Consider the following 10,944-nt stretch of genomic DNA (forward strand, 5'->3'; position numbering starts at 1 on the left):
GTCATAACGCGTCCATCTGTCCTGCGTAGTTTGCTCGAATCACTGCAAGCCCGAGGCCAGAATCCCCCAATACCTTGATTAAATCTTGAACACGGCGTCCGCAGCGCTGCGACCCGCCTTCTTTTTTTCAGTTATCGTATCAATCCGGGCGATTTCCCCCAGCAGGATCTCGCGCCGCTCGGCTAGATCGTCGAGAGAGAAGGCATCGAGATCTTCCCCCGGGGTAATGACATTGCGTTTTGCCGCGGCCAGGTCCATGTCATCATCCATCTTCAAGCCCTCCTTGTGCGCACAGGCGCGCAGCATAGCCAAAACAAGTGACCACGCCCATGTCCTATCCTGCTACGCATCGCATCGTCACAGCTCAACCTCCTGGCGGGCCCGAGGTTTTGGCGGTCGAAAATGAGAAATTGCGGCCGCTGAAATCCGGCGAAGTGCTGATCCGGACGGCGGCTTGCGGCATCAATCGTCCTGATCAGATCGAGCGTCTGGGCTTCTATCCGGCGCCGCCGGGCTCGCCCAAAGGACTTGGCCTGGAATGTTCCGGCCACATCGCCGCCATTGGCAGTGCCGTCGAGTTCTGGCGCGAGGGCGATGCCGTCTGCGCGCTCGTGCCGGGCGGTGGCTATTCCGACTATGTGATCGCGCCGCAGGGTTCGGTCCTCGCGGCCCCGCAGTCGATCCCGCTGGACGAGGCGGCGGGGCTGCCCGAGACCGTGTTTACCGTCTGGGCCAATGTGTTCGAAGCTGGGGCTTTGTTGCAGGGTGAAACAATTCTGGTGCACGGCGGTGCGAGCGGGATCGGGACAACCGCGATCCAGATGGCCAAGGCCGCTGGAGCGACGGTAATCGCCACGGCCGGGTCGGAGGAACGCTGTGAATTATGCCGGTTGCTGGGGGCCGATCTGGCGATCAATTACAAGCTGGACGACTTCGAGCAGCGCGTGCGCGAAGCCGGCGGAGCCGATGTCGTCCTCGACATGGTCGGGGGTGAGTACGTCCAGAAGAATATCAATGTCATGCGCGAAAAGGGCCGCATGGTTTCGATCGCTTTCCTCAGTGGCAGCCGGGTCGAGGTCGATTTATTGCTGGTTATGCTGAAGAAGCTGACCCTGACCGGGTCGACCCTGAGAGCGCGACCGGAAGCGGAAAAGGCCCGCCTGGCGGCGGCGATTCGCGAGACCGTCTGGCCCTGGATCGAGACTGGCAAATTGCGGCCGGTGATCGATAGCCGGTTTGACCTGGATGATGTCCGTTCCGCGCATGAACGCCTGGATCAAGGCGCACAGGCCGGAAAAATCCTGCTGATTCCGTGATAGGATCACACTTGTCGCGCTAGGCAGGCGGCTCCGTTGCGGTTATAAGCAACGCAACTCGTTCCTGTCTTGTGATCCTCGCGAGCGGAACGTCGGAAGCCCAAGCCCGGCCGCCGCGTCGGGCTTTTTTTATTTGTCACCGGAGTTTCAAGGCATGACCGAAATCCTGATGCCGAAAGCCACCGCTGTCTGGCTGGTCGACAACACGTCTTTGACCTTTGATCAGATCGCGGATTTCTGCGGCCTGCACCCTCTGGAAGTCAAAGGCATTGCCGATGGCGATGTCGCCATGGGTGTGCGTGGCGCCGATCCCATCTCCAACGGGCAGCTGACCCGCGAAGAGATTGAGAAGGCCGAGAACGACAACACCTACCGGATGACGGTCGTGAAGCCGAAATATTCCGACCTGCACCAGCCGGCCAAGCGCCGTGGTCCGCGCTACACACCGCTGTCGCGCCGTCAGAATCGTCCGGACGCGATCGCTTGGCTTGTGCGCAATCACCCGGAACTCTCCGATGCGCAGATTTCCAAGCTGATCGGTACGACCAAGACAACCATCCAGGCTGTGCGCGAACGCACGCACTGGAATGCCGCCAATATCAAGCCGACCGATCCGGTCTCGCTGGGGCTTTGCACCCAGATCGACCTCGATGAACAGGTGAAGAAGGCTTCGGCCCGCCGCCGCAAGATCGAGGAAGAGAATCCGGAAATGCTGGCCGATACGCTCAAACCGGCTGAAGATCTGCAGCCGGAAGCCGACGACATGCCGTCCGGCGATATCGATCTGGAGACCCTATTTGGTGGTTCCGGCTCGTCCAGTGACGACAACTAAACCGGCAATCAATTCCCAGATTAAAGGCCGCTCCCAATGGGGCGGCCTTTTTGTGTGCTGATCAGACGGTGTAGTTGAGGGCCATCCGCCCGCCATCGGCATAGATCGTTTCGCCGGTGATATAGCTGGCATCGCGGGACGCGAGGAAAGAGGCGATCGAGGCGATCTCATCGGGGTCGCCGATACGCTTGAGCGGCGTGCGCGACATGATGCGGTCGAGCGCCTCGGGATTGTCGTTCACTGATTTTAACACGTCGGTATTGATACTGCCCGGCCCGATCGCGTTGACGCGGATTCCATGCTGCGCAAGTGCCAGCGCCATGGATTTGGTCATCTGCTGGATTGCGCCCTTGGTCGCGCAATAGGCCAGCTGGTCCGGGATCGCCATGACTGCATTGACCGAAGACATGTTGATAATGGCGTAGCGGCGGCGGGCATCTTCCGAGCGCTCGCCTTCTTCCTCGATCTGCTCGACCATTTGCCGGGCGGCTTCGCGCGCGACCAGAAAGGCGCCCTTGAGATTGACGGCCATAACGCGGTCGAAATCGGCCTCGGTCAGGCTGAGAATGTCGCCGCCGGCCACGATGCCGGCATTGTTCACGAGGATGTCGAGGCGCTCGAAGCTGGCGCGGGTTTCCGAAAGCAGGTTGTTCACCGCCAGCCGGTCGGAGACATCGCACTGAACGAAGAGGGCCTTGCCCTTGTCGGCGCCCAGCTCATCAGCGAGATCCTGTCCAGCTTCAGCGTTCACATCAGCGATCACCACCTGGCAGCCATCTTCGCAGAGCCGCCGGGCACACGCCTTGCCGATACCGTTGGCGCCGCCTGTTACGATTGCGACGCGATCACTGGAGGCCATCGAGATTCTTCCTCTTGCAAGCGGGCCGGACCCGCACAGTCAGCGCAGTCAATTGGCATAGGGCGACGCTGAGCTCAAGGGCGGCGGCGATTACGGCTGCGGGTGCGTTCATAATCGGCGTTGATTTCCGGGTCGTCCGGAGAGAGCTCATGCGCCTCGGCATAAAGGCGATAGGCACGACGAGTCTCACCCGTCGCTTCCAGTGCTGCGGCAAGGGAATGGACAATGGAGCCATTATCCGGCTCAGCCTCAACGGCTTGTTCGCAGATCGGCAGCGCGGTCGGTGCTCGCTCGTCCTGGATCAGGGTCCAGCAAAGCATGTTGAGGGCGGACCCGTCTTGCGGCGCAAGCTCAACCGCCCGCCGGGCGTCGGAGACGGCCGCGCCGATCATGCCGAGATCGAGGAAGGCGCTGGAGCGATTGAGCCAGGACCCGGCCCAGTCCGGGGCTGAACGGATCAGGGTGTCGAAGACCTCCACCGCTTCCGCCGCGCGGTCGGTCTGGCTGTAGACATAGCCGAGATTGGTCAGCAGCAGCGCATCATCCGGCAGGCTTGCCCGCGCACGCAGGAGGTCGGACAGGGCGCGGTCGAAATTCTCTGTCGCGGCAAAGGCGATGCCGCGATTGCGGTAAATCATCGGGTGGGTGATTTCGGCATTCTGGGTGTCCGCGATAGCAAAAGCGAAACTGAAGGCCCGCAGCGCCTCTTCTGGGCGGTCAAGCCGGTTCAGTGCACTGGCCATCTCGGCATAGACCATGACTTCGGCCTGGGGATCGAGGGCTTCACGGGCGAGACATTCCTCAAGCGCGGTGACGACGGCCGCGTCATCATTGCGTTCCATAGCTTCGAACGCATCGGCACACATCGCACTGGGTTCTTGCGCCAGGGCGGGGGCGCCAGCGAGGGCCAGGGCGAAGAAGAGGGCGGCCAGTCCCGTTTGGCGCATGGAGGTCTCCGTCATTGCAGATATCATGTAACCACCAAAAAGGGCGGCCCGAAAGCCGCCCTCCTGTTATCTCGTCATGACGTTTCCGTCATACGACCGGACTTCGGAGTGTTTCTGTTCGTAGGGCCTCTATTTGCTCTTTAATTCGGAGCTTTTCTTTTTTAAGGAGTGCCATTTCAAGCGAGTCCGCAGAGGGGTGCTTGGCCACTTCGTCGATCTGGGCATCAAGACGCGTGTGACGTGCGTCGAGCTCACGGATGCGGGCTTCGATAGGCATGGAGTTGTCTCCTTTACTGCAGTGGACAAGGTGATTGAAGCACGCCTGCGCCCTATGTCTAGTCACGAAACGTTTCGCGGTTAGGATTAAATGAATACTGATCGGCTCATAATCGGCGTGTCCGGCGCCTCGGGAATCATCTATGGCGTGCGCGCCCTGGAAGCCCTGAAAACGCTTGGTGTAGAAAGCCATCTCGTCGCTTCGAAAGCGGCCGAAATGACGCTCGGATACGAGACGGATATGGATATTCGGACGTTCCGGGGACTGAGCGATTACTGCTACAAAATGCCCGATGTCGGCGCCTCGATCGCGTCCGGTTCATTCAAGACCCGCGGCATGCTGATCGCGCCGTGTTCGGTACGGACCATGTCGGAAATCGCGACCGGAGTGACGTCAAGCTTGCTGACCCGGGCTGCCGATGTCGTCCTGAAGGAGCGCCGCCGCCTGGTCCTCATGGTGCGCGAGACGCCTTATCATCTGGGCCATATTCGCACGATGGAAGCACTCACCGAGATGGGCGCGATCATCTGCCCACCTCTACCGGCTTTCTATACCAATCCGAAATCTCTCGACGATATCGTCGACCAATCCGTGGGCCGGGCCCTCGACCTGTTCGGACTGGACTGGGACGGAACACGGCGCTGGGGCGAAGACGTCGAAGGCGGCCGGCGGCCGGCAGCTGCGACCAAACCGGCGAGCGCCTGAAACGTTTATTTGCTGGGCGAATGCGAGTAGACTTGTAATCAACGCCCCGGGACGCCCCGTTTGTTGTGTGATGGCAGCCGGATGAACGTAAACGCTAGCAAGAGATCGGTCTGAATGGACGGAGAATCCCTCGACCAGATGGAATTGCGCGCACGCCTCAAAGGGCTGCGCACAGAGCATGAGGCGCTGAATGCAGAGGTCGATGCGCTGGCCGAAAACGGCGTCATCGATCAGCTGAAATTTGCCCGGCTCAAGAAAGAGAAACTGCGTCTAAAGGACGAGATGGCGAAGATCACCGACCAGATCACGCCGGACATCATCGCCTAGCGCGCGGTTGCAGCTCACAAATGGTGTGATTTCAGGCCTGCTTGCGCGTCTTCTCGGCCTGTTTCTGTTCCTGCTTGCGCGCATACATGGCGGCATCCGCCTGCGCCAGGGCTTCATCCGGTGAATGTCCCGGATTAAGGGAATAGGAACCCCAGGCCGCACCGACACTGAGCTCGCGACCAGCATATTCAAACGGCGTTGCCGCGATAAGGTCGGTCAGTTCGCGTGCCTTGTTCTCAGCTCCTTCCGGGCCCGTCAGGGTCAGAACCACACCGAATTCATCCCCGCCGAGACGGCCGACAGCGTCGGTTTCACGAACGTGCGCGGTCAACAGGGCCGAGACATGGTGCAGGGCGGCATCGCCGGCGGCATGGCCGTAGGTGTCGTTGATCGCCTTGAAGCCGTTGAGATCGATATAGACCAGGGCAGAGGGTGCATTGTGACGCTCGGCGAGCGCCAGCGCCCGGCCTACTTCGCGCAGGAAGGCGCGGCGGTTAAGCACCGGCAGCATGACGTCATGATCAGCCAGCGACTCCAGCTCACGCACCCGGCCTCGGAGGCGCTCGGTTTCCTTGCGCAGCTGATCGACCTCGCCCATCAGCGAGAGCAGGGCGCGTTGGACATTCGGGGTCAGTTCGGCTTCCGGAACGCCCATGATCGAAGCGCTGTCGCGGGAGGAGGCGGCCTCGCTCGCAGACTCCGATTTTCCCGCGCCTTGCGATTTGCTGGTGCGGTTAACTGAGGCAGGCGAATTGAGCGGTCCGATGCGCATGGGCAATCCCGTGGCCTTATGATTCTTAAATCAGGCTCATCGGACTCGGTTAAGAAATCTTCAAGCCCGGCCCAAAAGCCCAAACACCAAAAGCAACTTGACCCTTTGTCGGCGGTGGCTATGGTGCCGCGCTTCCTTTGGTTACCGGGAAGCGCCATGAGCGATCTCTCGTCATCTTCTTCCGCACCGCGCGTCGCCATTGTCATGGGTTCGCGCTCGGATTGGCCCACGATGAAAAAGGCGGCCGATGCCCTCGATGCCCTCGGTGTCGACTATGAGGCCAAGGTCGTTTCGGCTCATCGCACGCCTGACCGCATGTATGACTTTGCCAAGACCGCGCGCCAAAGAGGCGTGCAGGTCATCATCGCTGGTGCCGGCGGCGCGGCACATCTGCCCGGCATGATCGCATCGATGACCAGCCTGCCGGTGCTGGGTGTACCGGTGAAATCCAAGGCGCTATCCGGTCAGGACAGCCTGCTCTCCATCGTGCAGATGCCCGGCGGTATTCCGGTCGGCACGCTGGCGATCGGTGATGCCGGGGCCAAGAATGCCGGCCTGCTGGCGGCGTCCATCCTGTCGCTGGCCGATGCTGGTCTGGCCGAGCGCCTCGATGCCTGGCGCGCTGCCCAGACCGAGAGCATCAAGGAAACGGTTGAGGATTGATCTTCCATGAGCCACGCCCCGCTTGAGCCCGGATCCACAATCGGCATTCTCGGCGGGGGGCAGCTCGGCCGCATGCTCGCCACTGCGGGGGCCGAGCTGGGCTTCGATGTCCACGTTTTCGACCCTGAACCGGAATGCCCGGCGGCCCGCGTCGCAACCCGAGCCTGGGCTGCACCCTGGAATGATGCCGGTGCGGTTGAGGGCTTCGCGGCGCGCTGTGATGCCGTCACCTTCGAGTTCGAGAATGTCCCGGTTGAGACGGTGGCGATTGCCTCGCGTGTCTCCCAGCTACGCCCCGGTGCTCGATCACTGGAGCTGACCCAGGACCGGGTAGTCGAGAAGAGCTTCATCAATGAAGCCGGTATCAACACCGTCCCCTTCGCGCCGGTGTCCGACCTGACCGAGTTGCACGAGGCCGTGGCGATGATTGGTCTGCCGGCGGTGCTGAAGACGCGCCGTTTCGGTTATGACGGCAAAGGTCAGGCCTGGATCCGCGCTCATACGGATATCGAAACCGCCTGGAAGGCAATCGGTGAACAGCCGGCGATCCTGGAAGGTGCGGCGAGGTTTGTGCGTGAGCTGTCTGTCGTTGCGGCCCGGGGCCTAGACGGCACGGTCAAAGCCTATCCGATGGGCGAAAATGTCCATGGCGACGGCATTTTGAAGACGACGACCGCTCCGGCGCCGCGTTTGACGGGCCAGACCCAAGCGCGGGCGCTCGAGATTGCCGATGCCATCGGCGGCGGGCTCGACCATGTCGGCGTCTTTGCCGTTGAGTTGTTCGAGCTGGAGACCGGCGAGCTCCTGGTCAACGAGATCGCTCCACGGGTCCACAATACCGGGCACTGGACGCAGGATGGCTGCGCCTGCTCGCAATTCGAACAGCATATGCGCGCTGTCGCCGGCTGGCCGCTCGGGGATGCCGCACCGCATTCCTCCGCCGTGATGACCAATCTGATCGGCCATGATGCGGATGACTGGGCAGCGCTCAGCGCCGACCCGGGCGTGCGCCTGCACCTTTATGGCAAGCGCCAGACCCGCGACGGCCGCAAGATGGGCCATGTCAATCGGCTCGGCCCTCTGGCATAAGGCGGGTATGCAGCGTCCCTCTCCGCATGCCTTTAGCGATGATACCGGTCCGTTTGATCTGATTGGCGATATTCATGGCTGCGCGGGTGAGGCCGAGACCTTGCTTAAAAAGCTCGGTTATCGGCTCGGTGAGGAGGGGCCGCGGGGCAAGCGCCACTACTCCGTGTCCCACCCGGACGGCCGCAAGCCGGTCTTTCTCGGCGACCTTGTGGATCGCGGTCCGCGCTCACCGGATGTGCTGCGGCTGGTGATGGGCATGACCAAGGCGGGGCAGGCCTATACCGTCATGGGCAATCATGATGACAAGTTCCGCCGCTGGCTCGATGGGCATCATGTGCACCTGACCCACGGGATTGAGGAGACCATCACCCAGTTTGAGATCGAACCGGATGCCTTCAAGGCCGAGGTGCGCAATTTCCTCTACTATCTGCCCACTCATCTGATCCTGGATAATGGCGAGCTCTTGGTCGCTCATGCCGGGCTCGCCAAGAAGTTCCACGGCATATCCAGCGGTCAGGAACGGGCCTTTGCCCTGTTTGGCGATGTCGCCAAGCAGCGTGACAAGTATAATCTGCCGGTCCGGCGCAACTGGGCCGCCGAGTATCGCGGTCGCCGGACCGTCGTGCATGGCCATGTCGCCGAGCCGCAGGTGCGCGAGCTGAACAATGTCATTTGCATTGATACCGGGTGTTGCTTTGGTGGTGGCCTGACAGCCATGCGCTGGCCAGAGCGCGAGCTGGTCACAGTACCGGCCGAGCAGGCCTATTTCCATTCACCGCGCTGGGGTTGAGAGAGGATGGCGAAGATGCGCAGCGTCGTATGGGCTGGATTGGGTAGCCTGATGGTTCTCACCGGATATGACGGTGCGGATGATCCCGCGCAGGAAAACTCCGAGGCGCCTCAAGTCGAAACCGAGCGCCCCGAACTCGATGACTTGCTCGAGCGTGCACGCGAGGGGTCAATGAGTACGGATGCCGGCGTCACCGAGCGCATGGCCGCCAGCGCACAGGCCTATGCGCGGGCTGTCGTGGCGGCTCGTGCAGAGATCGCAGCCTACCCATTGCGCCAGCAGCATGAGAGTTTTGAAGCGGTCCGCGATGCGGTGTTCCAGCTCGACGAGTGGGCGGCGGTGGTCGACGCGGCGGGTTCGCATCGCCTCAGCGCCGAGCAGGAGAATGAGCGCGAGGCCCTGCGGCGCGATCTGGCCCGCTTGCAGACACGCATCCTGCCGCGCTTGCGCGCCCAGTTCGTCCCGCCGGCCGGGACATTGGAAGAAATGGCCGAATGCGAGGTCATCGGGCCGACCGACGGTATTATCCGCTGTATCGCCCGGGATTTCCGGGACCAGGCCCGCATGATCCGCTTCCATAACCAGATCCGGCGAGTGATCTACCGGCTGCGCTTCATCGAGACGCGGTATCAGCCGGAGATCCATTCCGTACGGCAGTTCTATCAATACCCGCTCGAGGTGCCCGCCGATGACGAGGTCGTCATCTGGTTGCCCTCAGGCGATTATCGCGATCCTGCCTAGGCCGCCGCAGCGGTGCGTTCCTGACGCCTGCCCAGCTCATCAGCAAAGCCATGATTGACGTCGCGGTGCTCCGCCTCGTCGGTTCTCACGGCGATGACCACGTCACGCAGGCGGGCATCGGCCGGAAGCTTCCAGTAATCGATCGCGATCTGCGGGGCGGGAACGTTCTCGTGCCGGCCGGCATCGATCTCGGTGAGATACTGGGTGTAGCTGATCACGGCCTCTTCCTCGAAATAGCCGACAACCCGGTGAGCCGTACGCGGCGCGAACAGGTAGAGGAAGAAATAGCAATTATAGAAGATCGCCTGCGTGATCATCACCACCGCTCGCTCAAACAGGGTCGGCCTGGCGATCTCGATGAAGGTCATCAGGTGCATGCGCTCGTTTTCCGCCTCATCGAGCAAGGTCCGGATCCAGCCCTGATCATCGCGGATATGCCGGATCGCCTTGAGATGCTGCAAGAGACCCCCGACCATGCCCGGCACGGCGGCCACGGTCTCCAGCACGACGGCGCGGTGGCCATAGCGCTTGGCGAAAAAGGTGTCAGCAAAGAAGCGGAGCATTTTGACAAAGCCCAGTGCGATGCGATCACCCAGGTCTTGCGGTTTGTGGTGGAGGGTGAGGTCTGTCTCGTGCGTGTGCATGGCGTCCTCCTGACGCTTGGGATCATGTGCACACAATATAAGCGTTCAGAGGATCAGCATCACGGCGACCCGGTGCCGCGCGGCGGCATAACTCACAAAATTAGTAGGGGTAGGTCTCGCGCTAGAAGCGCGGCCCGAAACCATAGCGCATACGGCCTAGAATCGGGCCCAGGCCGGGGAGGTTGTCGGTGATCTTCTGGACCTGCCGCTTGGTCTTTTCGAACTGCATCACATTCTCGATGCGGCGGTCGAGGAAGTCACGGGTCTTGGTCTTGTCCGGGTCGGTGTCGTGCAGCCAGATCGACAGGGTCGAGGCATAGACGCCGGAGAGGATGGTGCGCTTCGAATAGTAATTGAAATCCGTCGACGGATCGCCGATCGCCTGCCAAATCATGTCGGCTGTCGCCCAAAGAAGGCGGCTGGCCTCATGACCGGCATCAGGTCTCAGGAGCCGGGTGCGGGCCTGCAGCGCGGCTTCTTCCTGGCCGTCCATGGCGTCAAGCCGCGCCCAGACACCCGTGGTGACGCGTTCGCGAATCTTCATCGCGGGCAGGTCGGCGGCTTCGAGCACGGCACGGGCCTGCGAATCGAGCTCCTCCGACCAGAAGATGACCAGATCCAGCTCACCGCGAGGAAAGGCGAGGTGTGCCTCATGCGCATCAGTACCGTTGTCTTCGATCGCCAAATCAAGCAAGCCGTCCGCCCAGCCATCAAAGGCGGCATGCGGCAGGGCCGCCTGCAGCAAGGCTGTTCGTGTGCTATGGTAAAAGGATTGGGCGTTGGCAGATGTCTCGGTCATGGGCTGTTTCTAGTGCAGTTAGCGGCCGCGGTCATCCCGGAGCAGTGCTTTAAGCCTGTGGACACAGCGTCGCAGCTCTGCTATTTGCCGCGCCTCTGGCGAACCAGCGACGAGGGGATGAACCTCTCGTCCTTACCAATGGAGAGAGAGCCATCGTACAGATCGTTGTGCGCGACAATAATG

At 61.6% G+C, this 10,944-nt stretch carries 15 protein-coding genes; 8 read left to right on the plus strand and 7 right to left on the minus strand.

Features of this window, described 5'->3' with window-relative positions:
• Positions 1–78: 78 nt before the first annotated feature.
• Complete coding sequence (locus Q1V51_RS10845) at positions 79–270, minus strand: DUF1192 domain-containing protein (protein WP_300556224.1); 192 nt, start codon at positions 268–270, stop codon at positions 79–81.
• 59 nt (positions 271–329) lie between these two features.
• Between Q1V51_RS10845 and Q1V51_RS10850 the strand changes: the two genes are divergently transcribed.
• A complete protein-coding gene (locus Q1V51_RS10850) occupies positions 330–1,316 on the plus strand; it encodes an NAD(P)H-quinone oxidoreductase (protein WP_300556226.1) in 987 nt (328 codons plus the stop codon).
• Between the two features lie 154 nt (positions 1,317–1,470).
• Entirely contained in the window at positions 1,471–2,148 is a 678-nt protein-coding gene (locus Q1V51_RS10855) for a cell cycle transcriptional regulator TrcR (protein WP_300556228.1), read from the plus strand.
• 61 nt (positions 2,149–2,209) lie between these two features.
• Here Q1V51_RS10855 and Q1V51_RS10860 read toward each other — a convergent pair whose 3' ends face one another.
• The 3 genes from Q1V51_RS10860 to Q1V51_RS10870 form a co-directional block, all read right to left on the minus strand.
• Complete coding sequence (locus tag Q1V51_RS10860) at positions 2,210–3,007, minus strand: 3-oxoacyl-ACP reductase family protein (protein WP_300556230.1); 798 nt, start codon at positions 3,005–3,007, stop codon at positions 2,210–2,212.
• A gap of 74 nt (positions 3,008–3,081) precedes the next feature.
• Positions 3,082–3,954 (minus strand): tetratricopeptide repeat protein, encoded by an 873-nt coding sequence (locus tag Q1V51_RS10865; RefSeq protein ID WP_300556232.1) that lies wholly within the window; start codon positions 3,952–3,954, stop codon positions 3,082–3,084.
• A gap of 88 nt (positions 3,955–4,042) precedes the next feature.
• Entirely contained in the window at positions 4,043–4,231 is a 189-nt protein-coding gene (locus tag Q1V51_RS10870) for a DUF465 domain-containing protein (RefSeq protein ID WP_300556234.1), read from the minus strand.
• 90 nt (positions 4,232–4,321) lie between these two features.
• Between Q1V51_RS10870 and Q1V51_RS10875 the strand changes: the two genes are divergently transcribed.
• Positions 4,322–4,936: a UbiX family flavin prenyltransferase gene (locus Q1V51_RS10875; RefSeq protein ID WP_300556236.1), complete on the plus strand. Its 615-nt coding sequence runs from the start codon at positions 4,322–4,324 to the stop codon at positions 4,934–4,936.
• 114 nt (positions 4,937–5,050) lie between these two features.
• Complete coding sequence (locus tag Q1V51_RS10880) at positions 5,051–5,263, plus strand: DUF465 domain-containing protein (protein ID WP_300556238.1); 213 nt, start codon at positions 5,051–5,053, stop codon at positions 5,261–5,263.
• Between the two features lie 31 nt (positions 5,264–5,294).
• On the opposite strand, the gene Q1V51_RS10885 is transcribed toward Q1V51_RS10880, so the two are convergent.
• Complete coding sequence (locus tag Q1V51_RS10885) at positions 5,295–6,035, minus strand: GGDEF domain-containing protein (protein ID WP_300556240.1); 741 nt, start codon at positions 6,033–6,035, stop codon at positions 5,295–5,297.
• A gap of 156 nt (positions 6,036–6,191) precedes the next feature.
• Here Q1V51_RS10885 and purE point away from each other — a divergent pair, with 156 nt between their 5' ends.
• Genes purE through Q1V51_RS10905 form a run of 4 tightly spaced genes read left to right on the plus strand, consistent with a single transcriptional unit; the run spans position 6,192 to position 9,318 of the window.
• Positions 6,192–6,698, plus strand: coding sequence for a 5-(carboxyamino)imidazole ribonucleotide mutase (purE, locus tag Q1V51_RS10890; RefSeq protein ID WP_300556242.1), 507 nt, complete (start codon positions 6,192–6,194; stop codon positions 6,696–6,698).
• 6 nt (positions 6,699–6,704) lie between these two features.
• A complete protein-coding gene (locus Q1V51_RS10895; protein WP_300556244.1) occupies positions 6,705–7,787 on the plus strand; it encodes a 5-(carboxyamino)imidazole ribonucleotide synthase in 1,083 nt (360 codons plus the stop codon).
• 7 nt (positions 7,788–7,794) lie between these two features.
• Positions 7,795–8,577, plus strand: a complete 783-nt coding sequence (locus Q1V51_RS10900; RefSeq protein ID WP_300556246.1) for a metallophosphoesterase — start codon at positions 7,795–7,797, stop codon at positions 8,575–8,577.
• A 15-nt stretch (positions 8,578–8,592) separates the two neighbouring features.
• The gene (locus Q1V51_RS10905) at positions 8,593–9,318 is read left to right on the plus strand and encodes a hypothetical protein (RefSeq protein ID WP_300556248.1); all 726 of its coding nucleotides are present in this window, start codon (positions 8,593–8,595) and stop codon (positions 9,316–9,318) included.
• On the opposite strand, the gene Q1V51_RS10910 is transcribed toward Q1V51_RS10905, so the two are convergent.
• The gene (locus tag Q1V51_RS10910; RefSeq protein ID WP_300556249.1) at positions 9,315–9,962 is read right to left on the minus strand and encodes an alternative oxidase; all 648 of its coding nucleotides are present in this window, start codon (positions 9,960–9,962) and stop codon (positions 9,315–9,317) included. The genes Q1V51_RS10905 and Q1V51_RS10910 overlap by 4 nt on opposite strands.
• A gap of 121 nt (positions 9,963–10,083) precedes the next feature.
• On the minus strand, positions 10,084–10,761 hold the full coding sequence (locus tag Q1V51_RS10915; RefSeq protein ID WP_300556251.1) for a COQ9 family protein: 678 nt from the start codon (positions 10,759–10,761) through the stop codon (positions 10,084–10,086).
• Positions 10,762–10,944 lie beyond the last annotated feature (183 nt).

It is taken from the genome of Maricaulis sp., from assembly GCF_030149235.1.
Classification (GTDB): Bacteria; Pseudomonadota; Alphaproteobacteria; order Caulobacterales; family Maricaulaceae; genus Maricaulis.

Excerpts from the sequence above, each read along its gene's own strand:
- Q1V51_RS10885 (WP_300556240.1), bottom strand. The coding sequence starts at position 6,035 with ATGCGCATCGGACCGCTCAATTCGCCTGCCTCAGTTAACCGCACCAGC.
- Q1V51_RS10870 (WP_300556234.1), bottom strand. The coding sequence starts at position 4,231 with ATGCCTATCGAAGCCCGCATCCGTGAGCTCGACGCACGTCACACGCGT.
- Q1V51_RS10850 (WP_300556226.1), top strand. The coding sequence starts at position 330 with ATGTCCTATCCTGCTACGCATCGCATCGTCACAGCTCAACCTCCTGGC.
- Q1V51_RS10855 (WP_300556228.1), top strand. The coding sequence starts at position 1,471 with ATGACCGAAATCCTGATGCCGAAAGCCACCGCTGTCTGGCTGGTCGAC.
- Q1V51_RS10880 (WP_300556238.1), top strand. The coding sequence starts at position 5,051 with ATGGACGGAGAATCCCTCGACCAGATGGAATTGCGCGCACGCCTCAAA.
- Q1V51_RS10860 (WP_300556230.1), bottom strand. The coding sequence starts at position 3,007 with ATGGCCTCCAGTGATCGCGTCGCAATCGTAACAGGCGGCGCCAACGGT.
- purE (WP_300556242.1), top strand. The coding sequence starts at position 6,192 with ATGAGCGATCTCTCGTCATCTTCTTCCGCACCGCGCGTCGCCATTGTC.
- Q1V51_RS10910 (WP_300556249.1), bottom strand. The coding sequence starts at position 9,962 with ATGCACACGCACGAGACAGACCTCACCCTCCACCACAAACCGCAAGAC.
- Q1V51_RS10895 (WP_300556244.1), top strand. The coding sequence starts at position 6,705 with ATGAGCCACGCCCCGCTTGAGCCCGGATCCACAATCGGCATTCTCGGC.
- Q1V51_RS10900 (WP_300556246.1), top strand. The coding sequence starts at position 7,795 with ATGCAGCGTCCCTCTCCGCATGCCTTTAGCGATGATACCGGTCCGTTT.
- Q1V51_RS10915 (WP_300556251.1), bottom strand. The coding sequence starts at position 10,761 with ATGACCGAGACATCTGCCAACGCCCAATCCTTTTACCATAGCACACGA.
- Q1V51_RS10865 (WP_300556232.1), bottom strand. The coding sequence starts at position 3,954 with ATGCGCCAAACGGGACTGGCCGCCCTCTTCTTCGCCCTGGCCCTCGCT.
- Q1V51_RS10875 (WP_300556236.1), top strand. The coding sequence starts at position 4,322 with ATGAATACTGATCGGCTCATAATCGGCGTGTCCGGCGCCTCGGGAATC.
- Q1V51_RS10845 (WP_300556224.1), bottom strand. The coding sequence starts at position 270 with ATGGATGATGACATGGACCTGGCCGCGGCAAAACGCAATGTCATTACC.
- Q1V51_RS10905 (WP_300556248.1), top strand. The coding sequence starts at position 8,593 with ATGCGCAGCGTCGTATGGGCTGGATTGGGTAGCCTGATGGTTCTCACC.